This window comes from Aequorivita soesokkakensis, assembly GCF_001641085.1.
Taxonomy (GTDB): Bacteria; Bacteroidota; Bacteroidia; order Flavobacteriales; family Flavobacteriaceae; genus Aequorivita; species Aequorivita soesokkakensis.
Map to the genome: position 1 here is coordinate 1 of NZ_LXIE01000009.1, position 17,564 is coordinate 17,564.

Sequence of the window (17,564 nt, forward strand, 5' to 3'; positions counted from 1 at the left end):
CCTGTAGGCAAATTCTTTAATTTTGGAATTCTATTTTCATTAATTTGCATTTTTTCTTTATTTGGCTACAATACTATAAGCCTTGCTGATGATTGGTTGGTGATTTTATTAACATTGATCTTTTTTAGCATAGTGTTTTTTGTTTTTTATAAATATTATCATTTCGAAAAAAAACAACAACTAAAAGAAATTTTCGAAATTTTAGATATTGAAGTTGAAGAGGAAAAACCTGAAAAGGAGTGGTCGCTAAAGAACATTTTAATAAGACTTTTTACTTATCCGTTCTGCTTCTTTTTAATAGCTATAAGTTTTTTTCTTTTAATTCCTGAAGGAAATTATATATTGGCATTAATGAGTTTTATTATTGTCGGATTTTATTTAGTTGCCGATTTCAAAATGATATTGAAAGAAAAATCCAAAAAAAATTTTTAAAATAAATCTTTACATATACACCATAAAAATGAAGCAGTCCAAAATAAAACGTCTTCTCTCCTTTTTCATTTTTTTCATCACTGCAACCACCTTCGCCCAAACCGAGCTAAAAGGTAAAGTAGCCGATTTCCTGACCTTTCAACCCATTGAAAGCGCAAGTGTCTATATTGAATATACCACTATCGGTTCTATTACGAATGCCGATGGTAATTTCGTTTTAAAAGTGCCGCAGCAACATTTACAGGATACGTTGGTCATTTCTTCCATCGGGTACAAAAGCTTTAAGGTTGTTATTAGTGAATTTGAAAACGGTTCCGATATATTTTTGGAAGAAGACGTTGCTTCCCTCGATGAAGTTGTGATAGTGGCAGATCCGCGGCCCACGACTGGAAACGGTATTGTGCAGAAAGCTATTGAAAAACTACCAAAAAATCTACCCGAACAGCCATATCTTCAAAAAGGATTTCTTCGCCATAAAGAACGCAACAAAAAAGAATACAAATGGCTTATTGAAAGCGCCATCACTTTATACGATTCCAGTTATGCTTCGGGAGCCAAAAACAATTTAAAAATCAACGTGGACGAAACCCGAAAAAGTTATGATCTAAGGGATATTGATAGCGTTTTTACCTTTGCAGCATTTCTTAAGAATAAAGGGATAAAGACCGAAAACATAAACAGGAATTTAGTAAAAACCTCCTCGTTGGTTGAAGCCATAAAATGGAACGACAGCCGCGTGAACGGTTTGGAAAATCTTTTTAAGGGAAGACTCAATTTAGTCCGCAACTCAAATGTTTCTGGTGCTCTTTTGGGTAAAAATATGTTGGAAAAGCATCAGTTTGAACTCGATACTATTCTTGTGGATAATGGAAGAAAAATCTATAAAATAAAAATTGAAAAAGGAGCGGACTTCGTTGGGTTAAACACCCCAAACATTTATAACGATGGTTTTGAGCCGAAAGGTTGGATTTATATTTATTACGACAATTACGCCATTAAAAAAGTAGAGTATGAATTGGTTGCTGCTTCCGATGTTCAGAAAAAGCGCAGCAAAAGCCTTTTTGACACACAGGTTATTCATAAGCTTGTTATTACCTATAAGGATTACGACGGAAAAATGTATCCTAATTATATATATTACGAAACCCCAAAATTAGTAAATACGGGCGATAGGTCTTCCGACAGAATAAAAACCGAAGCCGAACCTGGTTTTGATAAAGACGAGCAATATTATTTCACCATTCAGGAAATATTGTTTAGCGACATCATTCAAGATCCTGAGCTTATAAAGCAAGAGCTTCAGCAAAACGATTGGTCTGCAGATATTTTTTCGACTAAGCCATACCATGAATCCTTTTGGAAAAACTACAACGTATTGCTGGAAAGTAAAGAGGAGGAGAAGCTAATTCAGGATTTGAGCAAACGTGCTTCTTTGTATAAAGAATAATTTTTTCAAAAAAACTCACAACTCATAACTCATAACTCATAACTATTTTCTACTTTTGCCGTCCTAAAGAAAGGAGGTGATGACACTATGTTAATTATACCAGTTAAAGACGGAGAAAATATCGACAGAGCGCTGAAACGTTTCAAGCGTAAATTTGATCGTACAGGAACTATGCGCCAATTGCGTTCTAGACAAGCTTTCACAAAGCCTTCTGTTAAGAAAAGAGCACAAATTCAAAAAGCGCAATACATTCAAGGACTTAGAGATCAGGAAGATATTTAATATTTCTTTTTTGAATCTTAATAATATAAATCCGTTGGAATTTTTTCCAGCGGATTTTTTTATTAGTAAAAGTTATTGAGTTAGAGGGTTATTGAGTTATTTTGCGTAAGAAACAAGAAACAAGAAACAAGAAACAAGAAACAAGAAACAAGAAACAAGAAATGTCCTTCTTTGCCTTCACAGATTATCTTCAACTAGAAAAAAAATATTCGGCACATACAGTGACCGCTTATTTGAAGGATTTGATAGATTTTCAAAAGTTTGCGTCTGAAGAATATCAGTATTCTGAAATTGTGGATGTGAATTATTCAATCGTTCGCAGCTGGATTGTTTCACTTGTAGATTCGGGCATTTCAAACCGGACAGTAAACCGAAAGATTTCTTCGTTAAAAACCTATTATAAATTTCTTCTGAAAACAGGTCAGATTGAAATCAATCCCTTGGCAAAGCATAAAGCTTTAAAAACTTCAAAAAAAATTCAAGTTCCCTTTTCCGAAATTGAAATTGAAAATGTAATGGAACTGTTACAAAGTGAAAACACTTTTGAAGGCCTGCGCGACAGATTGATCGTTGAGCTTTTCTATTCCACGGGAATACGAAGGGCGGAACTTATAAATGTAAAGCTGAATGATGTTTCCTTCGCGCAGAAAACTATCAAAGTTTTAGGGAAAAGAAATAAAGAGCGAATTATTCCCTTATTGCCAGCCGTGTTAAATACAATTAATGGGTATTTGCCATTTCGGGAGCGGCTTGAAAATATAAAAGATCCAGATTATTTATTTCTAACCCAAAAAGGGGTTAAAATTTATGAAACCCTTGTCTATAGAATTATTAATTCTTACTTTAGTAAAACTTCGGAAAAAGTGAAAAAGAGCCCGCATATATTGCGGCATTCTTTTGCAACACATCTTTTAAACGAAGGAGCAGATATTAATGCGGTGAAGGAATTATTGGGTCATTCCAGTCTCGCTTCAACACAGGTTTATACGCAAAATAGTATTGCGAAGTTGAAAGAGGTTTATAAAAATTCCCACCCTCGTAACTAATAAATTCTAAAAGGGCCTATGGCATAAAAATACATAGTATATTAACTATTAAAATAATATAATATGAAAGTAAACGTGCAGACCCCCAATTTTGCGGCTAAGGATGAGTTATTGGTATTTGTTGGAAAGAAGTTGTCCAAGCTCGAACAGTTTTATGATAAAATAGTTTTTGCTGATGTGTTTTTGAAAGTTCAGAAAACAAGCGAGAAAGAAAATAAAATTGTTGAAGTTTTATTGAGCATCCCCGGTGATGATTTAATGGTGAAGAAAGAAGCAAAGACCTTTGAGGAGGCTACGGATGAAGTGGTAAAGACTTTGGAAAGACAGCTTAAAAAAAGAAAACAGAAACAAAAAGCATATTTGTAATATAATTTTTTAGAAAAAGTTTTGTAGAAAAAATAATTTCTCTACATTTGCAGTCCGTTAGAAATAGCGGACTTTTTTATGGCTAAAAAATAGCCTTAAAAAGAGGTCTAAAAGCCGATGTAGCTCAGCTGGCTAGAGCAGCTGATTTGTAATCAGCAGGTCGTGGGTTCGAGTCCCTCTATCGGCTCTTTTAAATTCCTGCGAAGGCAGGAATCTTGAAATTTTGGAATTTGGAATTTCTGTTTTGGGATTTCCAGAAAAGGGGAGATACTCAAGCGGCCAACGAGGGCAGACTGTAAATCTGCTGACTACGTCTTCGCAGGTTCGAATCCTGCTCTCCCCACAAACAATTTTTGCTTGGGCAAAAATTGAAAATTTCAAATTACAAAAACCAAATTCCAAAAGAATTGGTTGGAAATTTGAAAATTGTTCTTTACAATATTGAAAAACATTTTGAATAAGTTCTAAGGTCATTTAAATTCTTTGGAATTTGGAATTTATTATTTTGGAATTTGTTCAAAGAATTGCGGGAGTAGCTCAGTTGGTAGAGCGTCAGCCTTCCAAGCTGAATGTCGCCGGTTCGAACCCGGTCTCCCGCTCTAAATCCTGTGAAGACAGGAATGTCTTCCTTTCTTTTAAAGGAGAAAATTAAATACTTTACGCCGGTGTAGCTCAGGGGTAGAGCGTTTCCTTGGTAAGGAAGAGGTCATGGGTTCAATTCCCATCATTGGCTCAAATTAGATTACAAGTAACACTAATATATTTATAACTAAGATTAAAATTAATACAAAATGGCAAAAGAAACATTCGATCGGTCAAAACCACACTTAAATGTTGGTACAATTGGACACGTAGATCACGGTAAAACAACGTTAACCGCAGCTATTACCAAAGTAATGGCCGATGCGGGTTATTCGGAAGCCAGATCATTCGACCAAATTGATAACGCTCCAGAGGAGAAAGAAAGAGGTATAACAATCAACTCTTCACACGTAGAGTACCAAACAGCTAACCGTCACTATGCGCACGTTGACTGTCCTGGTCACGCGGATTACGTGAAGAACATGGTTACTGGTGCTGCCCAAATGGACGGTGCTATTCTGGTTGTTGCTGCTACAGACGGACCAATGCCACAAACACGTGAGCACATCCTTCTTGGTCGCCAGGTAGGTATTCCACGTATCGTTGTATTCATGAATAAAGTGGATATGGTTGATGATGAGGAATTACTTGAACTAGTTGAAATGGAGATTCGTGATCTTCTTAACTTCTACGAGTATGATGGAGATAATGGACCTGTAATTGCTGGTTCTGCTCTTGGTGCACTTAATGGTGAAGAAAAATGGGTTAATACAGTTTTGGAATTGATGGAAGCTGTTGATAGCTGGATTGAACTTCCAACACGTGATGTTGATAAGCCTTTCCTAATGCCTATTGAAGATGTATTCTCTATTACTGGTCGTGGTACTGTTGCAACAGGACGTATCGAAACTGGTGTAGCAAACACAGGTGATGTTGTTGACATTATCGGTATGGGTGCTGAAAAACTTACTTCTACAATTACTGGAGTTGAAATGTTCCGTAAAATTCTTGATAGAGGTGAAGCTGGAGATAACGTAGGTATCCTTTTAAGAGGTATCGAAAAGAACGACATCCGTCGTGGTATGGTTATCTGTAAAAAAGGTTCTGTAACTCCACACGCTAAATTCAAAGCTGAGGTTTATATCCTTAAAAAAGAAGAAGGTGGACGTCACACTCCATTCCACAACAACTACCGTCCACAGTTCTACGTTCGTACAACTGACGTAACAGGAACAATTATGCTTCCTGATGGTGTTGAAATGGTTATGCCTGGTGATAACTTAACTATCCATGTTGAGTTGCTTTCTCCTATCGCAATGAACGTAGGTCTTCGTTTCGCTATCCGTGAAGGTGGACGTACTGTAGGTGCAGGTCAGGTGACTGAAATTTTAGACTAATTTCTATATAATTAAAAGCGCTGGGTGTCCCGAATTTATTTCGGGATACCTTGGCTTTTATAGCGGGTTTGGCTACCTGAAGAAAAGAGCTTTTTAGTAAGTTCATAAAAAATATTAAAAAAATTTCGATTTTTGAAAGATTCCTCATTCTGGAATTTGGTATTTGAGATTTGTGATTTTTTTAAATTTACGGGTTTAGCTCAGTTGGTAGAGCACTGGTCTCCAAAACCAGGTGTCGGGAGTTCGAGCCTCTCAACCCGTGCAAAAAATAAATTCTGAAGTATTTGCAAGATGAAATTTTCAGGATAATCCGAAATTTAATACGGTTGAAAGATGACAAACTATATTACAGAATCATACAAAGAACTTAAAAATCATGTTACCTGGCCTACTTGGGCAGAAGCACAGAAACTTACCGTAATCGTTGCGGTATTTTCAGTCCTTTTGGCTTTGGCGGTTTGGGGAATAGATACCGTATTCCACTGGATGGTGGATCAATATTTTATCTGGATCAAGTCGTAAGAAATGACCGAAACAACAAGTACAAAAAAGTGGTATGTAGTCCGTTCAGTTAGTGGACAGGAAAACAAGATCAAATCGTATATCGAAACTGAGATAAAACGATTGGAACTTGAGGATTATATTGATCAGGTACTAGTGCCCACTGAAAAAGTAATACAGATTCGTAACGGAAAAAAAGTGAACAAAGAACGTGTTTACTTTCCGGGTTACATAATGATACAGGCAAATTTGGGTGGTGAAATTCCACACATAATTAAATCAATAAACGGTGTTATTGGCTTTTTGGGTGAAACCAAAGGTGGAGATCCCGTGCCACTTAGACAGTCTGAAGTAAACAGAATGTTAGGTAAGGTAGATGAGCTTTCAGTGAAAGATGATAGCGTAAACATCCCTTTCACTATTGGCGAAACGGTAAAAGTAATAGACGGGCCATTCAATGGATTTAATGGTACTGTAGAAAAAATAAATGAAGAAAAACGCAAGCTTGAGGTTATGGTGAAAATATTCGGAAGAAAAACACCATTGGAATTGAGCTATATGCAAGTTGAAAAAGTTTAATTGTTACGCTTAATAGGTTTTTCAGAGGCTTCCACTTTTGAATGACCACATTTAAAAATTAGAAATGGCAAAAGAAATCAGTAAAGTAGTTAAGTTGCAAGTTCGTGGAGGTGCTGCTAACCCATCACCACCAGTTGGACCTGCTCTTGGTGCTGCCGGTGTTAACATCATGGAGTTCTGTAAGCAATTCAACGCTAGAACCCAGGATAAGCAAGGGAAAGTATTGCCAGTAGCGATCACGGTTTATAAAGACAAGTCTTTTGACTTTGTTATTAAAACTCCACCCGCTGCAGTACAAATACTTGAAGCTGCTAAAGCAAAAAAAGGCTCCGGTGAACCACACGCAAAAAAAGTAGCCACAATCTCTTGGGACCAAATTAAAATGATCGCGGAAGACAAAATGCCCGATCTTAATGCATTTACCGTAGAGTCTGCTATGAAAATGGTAGCCGGTACTGCACGTTCTATGGGAGTTAAAGTAAAAGGTGACGCACCTTTTTAATCTGAAAAAAGAATCTATAAAATGGCACGATTAACTAAAAAGCAAAAGGAAGCCGCTTCAAAAATAGAGCCTAACAAGGCCTATTCAGTAGCTGAAGCTTCTGCTTTAATAAAAGAAATCACCAGCGTAAAGTTTGATGCTTCTGTAGACATCGCGGTACGTCTTAACGTGGATCCACGTAAAGCAAACCAGATGGTTAGAGGCGTTGTTACCCTTCCACACGGAACAGGTAAGGACGTAAAAGTATTGGCATTGGTAACTCCAGATAAGGAAGCCGAAGCCAAAGAAGCAGGAGCAGACTACGTAGGTCTTGATGAGTACCTCGATAAAATTAAAGGAGGATGGACAGATGTTGACGTAATTGTAACTATGCCAAGCGTAATGGGTAAATTAGGTCCTTTAGGACGTGTGTTAGGTCCTCGTGGCCTTATGCCAAACCCAAAAACAGGTACAGTAACAATGGACGTTGCTAAAGCAGTTTCTGATGTAAAAGCTGGTAAAATCGACTTCAAGGTTGATAAAACTGGTATTGTACACGCAGCAATCGGGAAAGCATCTTTTGATGCCGAAAAAATTGCAGGAAACGCAAGAGAATTATTAACAACCCTCGTTAAACTTAAGCCTCAGGCAGCAAAAGGTGTTTACATTAAGAGTATCTTCATGTCAAGCACAATGAGCCCAGGAGTTGAAGTGGATACAAAAAGGTTTACTGAGCAGTAAAAACTGGAAATTATGACAAGAGAAGAAAAATCACAAGTAATTGAAACGTTGACTGCCCAGTTGGCTGATAATGCCAATATCTATTTGGCAGATATTTCAGGCCTTGATGCAGGGAATACTTCTAACCTTCGCCGTGCTTGTTTCAAAGCAGGTGTTCAGTTGGCAGTTGTTAAGAACACATTGCTTAAAAAAGCAATGGAGAGTTCAGATAAAGACTTTGGTGAGTTAACAGGAATACTTAAAGGAAACACTTCTTTAATGTTCTCTGAAACTGGTAATGCACCAGCCAAAGTAATTAAAGAATTCAGAAAAAAATCTGATAAGCCTCTTTTGAAGGGAGCCTACATCCAAGAGTCAATTTACGTTGGCGACAATCAATTGGATAGTCTGGTTGAACTTAAATCTAAAGATGAACTTGTTGGAGAAATCATCGGGTTGTTGCAATCACCTGCTAAAAACGTTATTTCTGCTCTTAAGAGTGGTGGTAGCACAATTGCAGGACTTGTTAAAACCTTATCCGAAAGAGAAGGATAAAATAAACATTGCACTAATTAATTTATATAAACACAATTATTTTTAAAAACGATAGAAATGGCAGATTTGAAAGATTTCGCAGAAAAATTGGTTAACCTAACAGTAAAAGAAGTTAATGAGTTAGCTACAATATTAAAAGACGAGTATGGCATTGAGCCTGCTGCTGCAGCTGTTGCTGTTGCTGCTGGTGGTGCTGCTGCAGGTGGCGAAGCCGCTGATGAGCAATCAGAATTCACAGTAATGTTGAAAGCTGCTGGTGCATCTAAACTTGCAGTTGTAAAACTAGTTAAGGAATTAACTGGTGCTGGTCTTAAAGAAGCAAAAGAAATGGTAGACAACGCTCCTTCTCCAATTAAAGAAGGCGTTTCTAAAGACGAAGCTGAAGCTTTAAAAGCTCAATTAGAAGAAGCTGGAGCTGAGGTTGAGCTTAAGTAAGCTCCTTACGTTCCAAACCCTAAGGTTTAGGTCTTCCCGATAGTTCGGGAAAGACCTAAACCATTTTGCGTATATAATGGTTAATGCCTTTTTATACGATTATTTCATTTTTATTTTAATTAAAATTCCGTCCATAGATGTCAGCAACGCAAACTGAAAGATTGAATTTTTCCTCTGTAAAAAATAAGCCGGATTACCCCGACTTTTTGGACATTCAGATTAAATCCTTTCAGGATTTTTTCCAGTTGGAAACCAAATCAGAAGAAAGAGGCCAAGAAGGATTGTATAAAACCTTTTTGGAAAATTTCCCGATTACCGATACCCGCAACCAATTCGTTTTAGAGTTTTTAGACTACTTTGTAGATCCGCCAAGATATTCCATCCAAGAATGTATTGAGCGTGGTCTAACTTATAGCGTACCTCTAAAAGCGCGATTGAAACTGTACTGTACAGACGCCGAGCACGAAGATTTTGAAACCATCGTGCAGGACGTTTATTTAGGTACCATTCCTTACATGACCCCAAGTGGAACTTTCTGCATCAACGGGGCCGAGCGTGTAGTTGTTTCGCAACTTCACCGTTCGCCAGGTGTGTTCTTTGGCCAGTCGTTCCACGCAAATGGAACCAAACTTTACTCTGCCCGTGTAATTCCTTTCAAAGGTTCGTGGATTGAGTTCGCCACAGACATTAACAGCGTAATGTACGCGTACATTGACCGTAAGAAAAAGTTACCTGTAACTACACTTTTCCGTGCCATTGGTTTTGAAAGGGATAAGGATATTCTTGAAATATTTGACCTTGCGGAAGAAGTGAAAGCTTCAAAAACAGGACTTAAAAAATACATTGGCCGTAAACTGGCTGCTCGTGTGCTAAAAACTTGGCATGAGGATTTCGTTGATGAAGATACAGGTGAAGTAGTTTCCATCGAACGTAACGAAATTATTTTGGACCGTGATACTGTTCTAGAAAAAGAACACATAGACGAAATCTTGGATTCCGGAACAAAAACAATCTTGTTGCACAAAGAGGATAACCTTTTGGCAGATTACGCTATTATCCACAACACTTTGCAAAAAGATCCAACCAACTCTGAAAAAGAAGCGGTAGAACATATATATAGACAACTTCGTAACGCCGAACCACCCGATGAGGAAACAGCTCGTGGTATTATCCACAAACTTTTCTTCAGCGACCAAAGATATAATCTTGGAGAAGTAGGTCGTTACAGAATGAACAAAAAACTGGGGCTTGATATTCCTATGGACAAGCAAGTGCTTACCAAGGAAGATATCATTACCATTGTTAAATATCTTATCGAGCTTATCAACTCTAAAGCTGAGATTGACGATATTGACCACCTTAGCAATCGTCGTGTACGTACTGTAGGTGAACAACTATCACAACAGTTTGGTGTTGGTCTTGCCCGTATGGCGCGTACCATCCGCGAGCGTATGAACGTTCGTGACAACGAGGTGTTTACACCTATTGATTTGATTAATGCGAAGACTTTATCTTCTGTTATCAATTCATTCTTTGGTACAAACCAGCTTTCACAGTTTATGGACCAGACAAATCCATTGGCAGAGATTACGCACAAGCGTCGTCTTTCAGCTCTTGGGCCAGGAGGTCTTTCCCGTGAAAGAGCAGGTTTTGAGGTTCGTGACGTTCACTATACGCACTACGGACGTCTTTGCCCGATTGAAACTCCGGAAGGACCAAACATTGGTCTTATTTCCTCACTTGCAGTTTATGCGAAAGTGAACAATCTTGGGTTCATTGAAACACCTTATCGTAAGGTTACCGATGGAAAAATAGATTTGAAACACGATCCAGTTTATCTTTCTGCTGAAGAAGAAGAAGAAAAGCACATCGCGCAGGCAAACATTCCGTTGTCTGACAAAGGTGATATTGAAACCGATAAAGTAATTGCACGTATGGAAGGCGACTTCCCGTTGGTTGAACCAACCGTTGTAAATTATGCAGACGTTGCGCCAAACCAGATTGCATCTATTTCGGCATCGTTGATTCCTTTCTTGGAACACGATGATGCAAACCGTGCGCTGATGGGCTCAAACATGATGCGCCAGGCGGTACCTTTGTTGATTGCAGATTCACCAATCGTAGGAACAGGTCTTGAAAGACAAGTTGCTTCGGATAGCCGTGTATTGATAAATGCTGAAGGAGACGGTGTGGTTGAATACGTTGATGCAAATGAAATCACTATTAAATATGACCGTACCGAAGATGAGCGTATGGTAAGTTTTGATAGCGATTCAAAAACATATCAATTAATTAAATTCAGAAAAACAAACCAAAGTACTTCCATTAACTTGAAGCCTATTGTTCGCAAAGGTGATAGAGTGAAAAAAGGACAGGTACTTTGTCAAGGTTACGCTACCGAAAAAGGAGAACTTGCTCTTGGACGAAACATGAAAGTTGCTTTCATGCCTTGGAAAGGTTACAACTTTGAGGATGCGATCGTTATTTCTGAAAAAGTGGTTCGTGAAGATATTTTCACTTCTATTCACGTTGATGAATATTCATTGGAAGTTCGTGATACCAAATTGGGTAACGAGGAATTGACAAACGATATTCCAAACGTTTCGGAAGAAGCTACAAAAGATTTGGATGAATTCGGTATGATTCGAATTGGGGCCGAGGTAAAACCTGGCGATATCCTTATCGGGAAAATTACTCCAAAAGGAGAAAGCGATCCAACTCCGGAAGAAAAACTGCTTCGCGCCATTTTTGGTGACAAAGCGGGTGATGTTAAGGATGCCTCGCTTAAAGCTTCACCATCTTTGAACGGTGTGGTAATTGACAAGAAATTGTTTGCCCGTGCCGTAAAAGACAAACGCAAGCGTGCGCAGGATAAAGAAGACATCGCAGCACTTGAGGCAAAATACTATGCTAAGTTTGATGAGCTTCAAGAAGTTTTGGTTGAAAAACTTTTCGCTATTGTGGGTGGAAAAACTGCTCAAGGTGTAAACAACGATCTTGGCGAAGTAGTATTCCCAAAAGGTAAAAAGTTCACATTAAAAATGCTTCACGCCGTTGACGATTACACCCACTTAACTGGTGGTACTTGGACGACTGATGATGATACTAACGTGTTGGTGGCAGATTTGATGCACAACTACAAAATTAAGGAAAACGACCTTCAAGGTAACTTGCGTCGTGAGAAGTTTACAATCTCTGTAGGGGATGAACTTCCATCCGGAATTTTGAAACTTGCCAAAGTTTACATCGCTAAAAAGCGTAAATTGAAAGTAGGGGACAAAATGGCGGGACGTCACGGAAACAAAGGTATTGTTGCACGTATTGTACGTGAGGAAGATATGCCTTTCCTTGAAGATGGAACACCGGTTGATATCGTGTTGAACCCACTTGGGGTACCATCGCGTATGAACATTGGGCAGATTTATGAAACGGTTCTTGGATGGGCTGGACAAAAATTAGGTCGCAAATTCGCAACCCCAATTTTTGACGGTGCCACAATTGACCAAATTAATGAATTGACTGATGAAGCTGGAATTCCAAGATTTGGACACACCTATCTATTTGATGGTGGAACCGGTAAGCGCTTTGATCAACCTGCAACCGTAGGTATAATCTATATGCTGAAACTGGGCCACATGGTAGATGACAAGATGCACGCACGTTCCATTGGACCATACTCACTTATTACGCAACAACCGCTTGGTGGTAAAGCACAATTTGGTGGTCAGCGTTTTGGAGAGATGGAAGTTTGGGCGTTGGAAGCATACGGTGCGTCCAGCACGCTTAGAGAAATATTGACTGTTAAATCTGATGATGTTATTGGAAGGGCGAAAACCTACGAAGCAATCGTAAAAGGGGAAACCATGCCAGAACCAGGATTACCGGAATCTTTCAACGTACTTATGCACGAATTGAAAGGATTGGGTCTTGACATTAGATTAGAAGAATAATGATTATCCCCGCTTCGGTGGGGAATCATAAATTTCTTCCGAGGAAGTAAAACCTCATTTAACAACAAAGTTTATTTTTAAATCATGATGAACAGAAATAAAGAAAACACAGTACAGAAATTCGACAAGATTTCTATTGGTTTGGCTTCCCCTGAATCCATTTTGGCGGAATCACGTGGTGAAGTATTAAAGCCCGAAACAATCAACTACCGTACGCACAAGCCAGAGCGTGACGGTCTTTTCTGTGAGCGCATTTTCGGACCTGTAAAGGATTACGAATGTGCCTGTGGTAAATATAAGAGAATTCGTTACAAAGGTATTGTTTGTGACCGTTGTGGTGTTGAAGTAACGGAAAAGAAAGTACGTCGTGACCGTGTGGGGCATATCAATTTGGTAGTTCCCGTGGCGCACATTTGGTACTTCCGAAGCCTTCCGAACAAAATTGGTTACCTTCTTGGATTACCTTCCAAGAAATTGGATATGATTATTTACTACGAACGTTACGTAGTAATTCAACCAGGTATTGCAAAATACGAAGGTGGAGAAGCAGTTAAGAAAATGGATTTCCTTACAGAGGAAGAATATCTTGCAATTCTTGATTCAATTCCGCAGGAAAACCAATATTTGGAAGAAACAGATCCAAATAAATTTATTGCGAAAATGGGAGCAGAGTGCTTGATCGATCTTTTACAGAGAATCGATTTGGATACCTTGTCTTACAATCTTCGCCATAAAGCAAACAACGAAACTTCAAAGCAACGTAAAACTGAAGCGTTAAAGCGTCTTCAAGTTGTAGAGGCACTTCGTGATGCAAATAAAAATCGCGAGAACAAGGCCGAGTGGATGATTATGAAAGTAGTTCCGGTTATTCCACCAGAATTACGTCCGTTGGTGCCGCTTGATGGTGGTCGTTTCGCAACTTCAGATTTGAACGATCTTTACCGTCGTGTAATTATACGTAACAACCGTTTGAAAAGATTGATGGAGATTAAAGCTCCAGAAGTAATTCTTCGTAACGAAAAACGTATGCTTCAGGAATCGGTAGATTCATTGTTTGATAACACACGTAAATCTTCCGCAGTAAAAACGGATAGTAACCGTCCATTGAAATCCCTTTCTGATTCCTTGAAAGGTAAACAAGGTCGTTTCCGTCAAAACTTGCTTGGTAAGCGTGTGGATTATTCGGCTCGTTCGGTAATCGTCGTTGGACCGGAATTGAAATTGTTCGAATGCGGTCTTCCAAAAGATATGGCTGCCGAACTTTACAAACCTTTCGTAATCCGTAAATTGATTGAAAGAGGGATTGTAAAAACCGTAAAATCTGCAAAGAAAATTATAGATAAAAAAGAGCCTGTAGTTTGGGATATTCTTGAAAATGTATTGAAAGGTCACCCAGTTATGCTTAACCGGGCCCCAACTTTGCACAGACTTGGTATTCAAGCTTTCCAGCCTAAATTGATTGAAGGAAAAGCAATCCAGCTGCACCCATTGGTATGTACCGCTTTCAACGCGGATTTCGATGGTGACCAGATGGCGGTTCACCTTCCACTTGGGCCAGAGGCAATTTTGGAATGCCAGCTATTGATGCTTGCTTCACATAACATTTTGAACCCTGCAAACGGTTCGCCAGTTGCGGTTCCTTCACAGGATATGGTTTTGGGTCTTTATTATATGACCAAACTTAGAAAATCTACTGATGAAGTAAAAGTGAAAGGAGAAGGCCTAACTTTTTATTCAGCTGAAGAAGCTATTATTGCCTACAATGAAGGGCAAGTAGATTTAAATGCTGAAATAAAAATTAGAACGAAAGATTTCAACGAAAATGGTGAATTGGTAAACCAAATCATCACCACAACTTTAGGAAGAGTAATCTTTAACGAGAAAGTTCCTGAAGCAGCTGGATATATCAACGAAGTATTGACCAAAAAGTCACTTCGTGATATTATTGGTGGAATTTTGAAAGTAACTTCAGTTCCTGTTACTTCAGCTTTCCTTGATGAAATTAAAACCCTTGGATATAAATTCGCTTTTGAAGGCGGATTGTCTTTCAGCCTTGGTGATATTATTATCCCTGCTGAAAAACAAAGCATGATTGATAGCGCCAACGAGCAAGTTGATGGTATTATCAACAGCTACAACATGGGTCTTATCACAAACAACGAACGTTACAACCAAGTAATTGATATTTGGACCGCAACCAACGCTGAACTTACCGAGCTTTCTATGAAGCGTATTCGCGAAGATCAGCAAGGTTTCAACTCTGTGTATATGATGCTTGATTCTGGGGCGAGGGGTTCTAAGGAACAAATCCGTCAGTTAACAGGTATGCGTGGATTGATGGCGAAACCAAAAAAATCAAACTCAGGTGGAGGCGAAATTATTGAAAACCCGATTCTTTCCAACTTTAAGGAAGGTCTTTCGATTCTTGAATACTTTATCTCTACCCACGGTGCGCGTAAAGGTCTTGCGGATACGGCTCTTAAAACAGCGGATGCGGGTTACCTAACACGTCGTTTGGTGGATGTTTCACAGGATGTTATCATCAATATTGAAGATTGTGGTACTCTTCGTGGAATTGAAGTTTCAGCATTGAAGAAAAACGAAGAGATTGTTGAAACACTTCGTGATAGAATTGTTGGGCGTACTGCGCTTAACGACGTAGTTAATCCTTTGACCAAAGAATTGCTTGTTGCTTCCGGCGAACATATTTACGAAGAAATTGCAGATGCTATTGCAGCATCTCCATTGGAAAGCGTTGAAGTTCGTTCTGCACTTACCTGCGAGGCAAAACAAGGAATCTGTTCACAATGTTACGGCCGTAACCTTGCTACCAATAAAATGGTTCAGCGTGGTGAAGCTGTGGGTGTTGTTGCAGCACAATCCATTGGTGAACCGGGTACACAGCTTACCCTTCGTACGTTCCACGTGGGAGGTATTGCGGGAAACATTTCCGAAGAAAATAAATTGGTCGTTAAATTTGACGGAAAAGCTGAAATTGAAGATCTTAAAACCGTTAAAGGTGAAGACAACCAAGGAAAAACAGTTGATATCGTTATTTCCCGTACTTCTGAAATTAAACTTGTTGACAAGAAAACAGGAATTACACTTAGTACCAACAACATTCCATACGGTTCTACATTGTATGTGAAAGACGGCGATAGCTTGAATGCTGGTGATGTAGTGTGTTCTTGGGATCCATATAACGGGGTTATTATTTCAGAATTTGCTGGAAAGATTAAATACGAAAACATTGTTCAAGGTTTAACTTATCAGGTTGAAATTGATGAGCAAACTGGTTTCCAGGAAAAAGTAATTTCTGAATCGAGAGATAAAAAACGTATTCCAACCCTTCAAATTTTAGGGAAGAAAGACGAAGTTATCCGTAGCTATAACTTGCCTGTTGGCGCTCACTTGATGGTGGACGATGGCGACAAAATTAAGATTGGTAAAATTCTTGTGAAGATTCCACGTAAATCTGCAAAAGCGGGTGATATTACGGGAGGTCTTCCACGTGTTACCGAACTTTTTGAAGCGCGTAACCCTTCAAACCCAGCAGTAGTTAGCGAGATTGATGGTGTTGTTTCCTTCGGAAAAATTAAACGTGGTAACCGCGAGATTATCGTTGAGTCTAAATTAGGCGAAGTGAAAAAGTATTTGGTAAAACTTTCAAACCAAATTCTTGTTCAAGAAAACGATTACGTTCGTGCAGGTATGCCACTTTCTGACGGTTCAATAACTCCAGAAGATATCCTTCGCATTAAAGGCCCATCAGCAGTACAGCAATATCTTGTGAACGAAGTTCAGGAGGTTTACCGTCTGCAAGGTGTGAAGATCAATGACAAACATTTCGAAGTTGTTGTTCGCCAAATGATGCGTAAAGTTAGAATCGAAGATCCGGGAGACACTACTTTCCTTGAAGATCAATTGGCTCATAAAGATGATTTTATCGAAGAAAACGATAAGATTTTCGGAATGAAGGTTGTTACCAACGCCGGTGATTCTGAAAACTTGAAGGAAGGTCAAATCCTTTCGCCACGTACACTTCGTGATGAAAACTCTTTGTTGAGAAGAAATGATAAAGTACTTGCAGAAGCACGCGATGTGGTTACTGCAACGGCAACTCCGGTACTTCAGGGTATCACGAGAGCGTCGTTACAGACCAAATCATTCATCTCTGCGGCTTCCTTCCAGGAAACCACTAAAGTATTGAACGAAGCTGCTGTTGCAGGTAAGGTTGATACTTTGGAAGGCTTGAAAGAGAACGTAATTGTAGGACATAAAATACCAGCCGGAACAGGTATGCGTAGATATGACACTATAATTGTGGGCTCAAAACAAGAGCTTGAGGAAATGAACCGCGTAAAGCAAGAAGTGAATTATAATTAAAAATGTCTGTTCGAGCGCAGTCGAGAACTATTTTTCGATTGCGCTTGTAATAGAAACTTTATAGGAATACAAAATGGCAGATCAAAAAAAAGAACAACCAAAACAAGGACAGATAAACATTGAGTTGGATGAAGCTGTGGCACAAGGTATTTATAGTAACCTTGCCATTATCAACCATTCGGTTTCTGAATTTGTTGTGGATTTTGTAACTATAATGCCGGGAATTCCAAAAAGCAAAGTGAAGTCGAGAATAATTCTTACTCCACAACACGCTAAAAGATTTCTAAAGGCATTGAACGACAATGTAAAAAGATTTGAAAACGCCCACGGCGAAATAAAGGATTACGAGCAACCGCCCATTCCTTTAAACTTTGGCCCTACCGGCGAAGCATAAAAAAAGCCCCG

The 17,564-nt window shown here is 38.9% G+C and carries 14 protein-coding genes, 5 tRNA genes and 1 pseudogene; all 20 read left to right on the top strand.

Features of this window, described 5'->3' with window-relative positions:
* Nucleotides 1-432, top strand: a pseudogene (locus A7A78_RS05015) (hypothetical protein); the annotation flags it as partial.
* 28 nt (nucleotides 433-460) lie between these two features.
* The gene (locus tag A7A78_RS05020) at nucleotides 461-1,879 is read left to right on the top strand and encodes a carboxypeptidase-like regulatory domain-containing protein (RefSeq protein WP_068761364.1); all 1,419 of its coding nucleotides are present in this window, start codon (nucleotides 461-463) and stop codon (nucleotides 1,877-1,879) included.
* Nucleotides 1,880-1,966: 87 nt separating this feature from the next.
* Nucleotides 1,967-2,161 carry a 30S ribosomal protein S21 gene (gene rpsU, locus A7A78_RS05025; RefSeq protein WP_068761365.1) on the top strand — a complete coding sequence of 65 codons (195 nt, stop codon included), beginning with the start codon at nucleotides 1,967-1,969 and terminating at the stop codon, nucleotides 2,159-2,161.
* Nucleotides 2,162-2,322: 161 nt separating this feature from the next.
* A complete protein-coding gene (locus tag A7A78_RS05030) occupies nucleotides 2,323-3,207 on the top strand; it encodes a tyrosine-type recombinase/integrase (RefSeq protein ID WP_068761377.1) in 885 nt (294 codons plus the stop codon).
* Nucleotides 3,208-3,270: 63 nt separating this feature from the next.
* Complete coding sequence (gene hpf, locus A7A78_RS05035) at nucleotides 3,271-3,573, top strand: ribosome hibernation-promoting factor, HPF/YfiA family (RefSeq protein ID WP_068761366.1); 303 nt, start codon at nucleotides 3,271-3,273, stop codon at nucleotides 3,571-3,573.
* A 113-nt stretch (nucleotides 3,574-3,686) separates the two neighbouring features.
* Nucleotides 3,687-3,760 (top strand) — tRNA-Thr (locus A7A78_RS05040).
* 74 nt (nucleotides 3,761-3,834) lie between these two features.
* A tRNA-Tyr gene (locus tag A7A78_RS05045) sits at nucleotides 3,835-3,916 on the top strand.
* A gap of 183 nt (nucleotides 3,917-4,099) precedes the next feature.
* Nucleotides 4,100-4,172 (top strand) — tRNA-Gly (locus A7A78_RS05050).
* Between the two features lie 62 nt (nucleotides 4,173-4,234).
* A tRNA-Thr gene (locus A7A78_RS05055) sits at nucleotides 4,235-4,306 on the top strand.
* Between the two features lie 58 nt (nucleotides 4,307-4,364).
* A complete protein-coding gene (tuf, locus tag A7A78_RS05060) occupies nucleotides 4,365-5,552 on the top strand; it encodes an elongation factor Tu (protein ID WP_068761367.1) in 1,188 nt (395 codons plus the stop codon).
* 189 nt (nucleotides 5,553-5,741) lie between these two features.
* Nucleotides 5,742-5,814: transfer RNA gene (locus A7A78_RS05065), tRNA-Trp, on the top strand.
* Nucleotides 5,815-5,885: 71 nt separating this feature from the next.
* A complete protein-coding gene (secE, locus tag A7A78_RS05070; RefSeq protein WP_068761368.1) occupies nucleotides 5,886-6,074 on the top strand; it encodes a preprotein translocase subunit SecE in 189 nt (62 codons plus the stop codon).
* A 3-nt stretch (nucleotides 6,075-6,077) separates the two neighbouring features.
* Nucleotides 6,078-6,632, top strand: coding sequence for a transcription termination/antitermination protein NusG (nusG, locus tag A7A78_RS05075; protein WP_068761369.1), 555 nt, complete (start codon nucleotides 6,078-6,080; stop codon nucleotides 6,630-6,632).
* A 64-nt stretch (nucleotides 6,633-6,696) separates the two neighbouring features.
* Nucleotides 6,697-7,134 carry a 50S ribosomal protein L11 gene (gene rplK / locus A7A78_RS05080; protein ID WP_068761370.1) on the top strand — a complete coding sequence of 146 codons (438 nt, stop codon included), beginning with the start codon at nucleotides 6,697-6,699 and terminating at the stop codon, nucleotides 7,132-7,134.
* 21 nt (nucleotides 7,135-7,155) lie between these two features.
* The gene (gene rplA / locus A7A78_RS05085; RefSeq protein WP_068761371.1) at nucleotides 7,156-7,854 is read left to right on the top strand and encodes a 50S ribosomal protein L1; all 699 of its coding nucleotides are present in this window, start codon (nucleotides 7,156-7,158) and stop codon (nucleotides 7,852-7,854) included.
* 12 nt (nucleotides 7,855-7,866) lie between these two features.
* A complete protein-coding gene (gene rplJ, locus A7A78_RS05090; protein WP_068761372.1) occupies nucleotides 7,867-8,388 on the top strand; it encodes a 50S ribosomal protein L10 in 522 nt (173 codons plus the stop codon).
* A 57-nt stretch (nucleotides 8,389-8,445) separates the two neighbouring features.
* Entirely contained in the window at nucleotides 8,446-8,823 is a 378-nt protein-coding gene (gene rplL / locus A7A78_RS05095) for a 50S ribosomal protein L7/L12 (protein ID WP_068761373.1), read from the top strand.
* Between the two features lie 137 nt (nucleotides 8,824-8,960).
* Complete coding sequence (gene rpoB / locus A7A78_RS05100) at nucleotides 8,961-12,773, top strand: DNA-directed RNA polymerase subunit beta (protein WP_068761374.1); 3,813 nt, start codon at nucleotides 8,961-8,963, stop codon at nucleotides 12,771-12,773.
* A gap of 87 nt (nucleotides 12,774-12,860) precedes the next feature.
* Nucleotides 12,861-17,159 (top strand): DNA-directed RNA polymerase subunit beta', encoded by a 4,299-nt coding sequence (rpoC, locus tag A7A78_RS05105; RefSeq protein ID WP_207489327.1) that lies wholly within the window; start codon nucleotides 12,861-12,863, stop codon nucleotides 17,157-17,159.
* Nucleotides 17,160-17,232: 73 nt separating this feature from the next.
* Nucleotides 17,233-17,553, top strand: a complete 321-nt coding sequence (locus A7A78_RS05110) for a DUF3467 domain-containing protein (RefSeq protein ID WP_068761376.1) — start codon at nucleotides 17,233-17,235, stop codon at nucleotides 17,551-17,553.
* The last annotated feature ends 11 nt before the right edge of the window (nucleotides 17,554-17,564 follow it).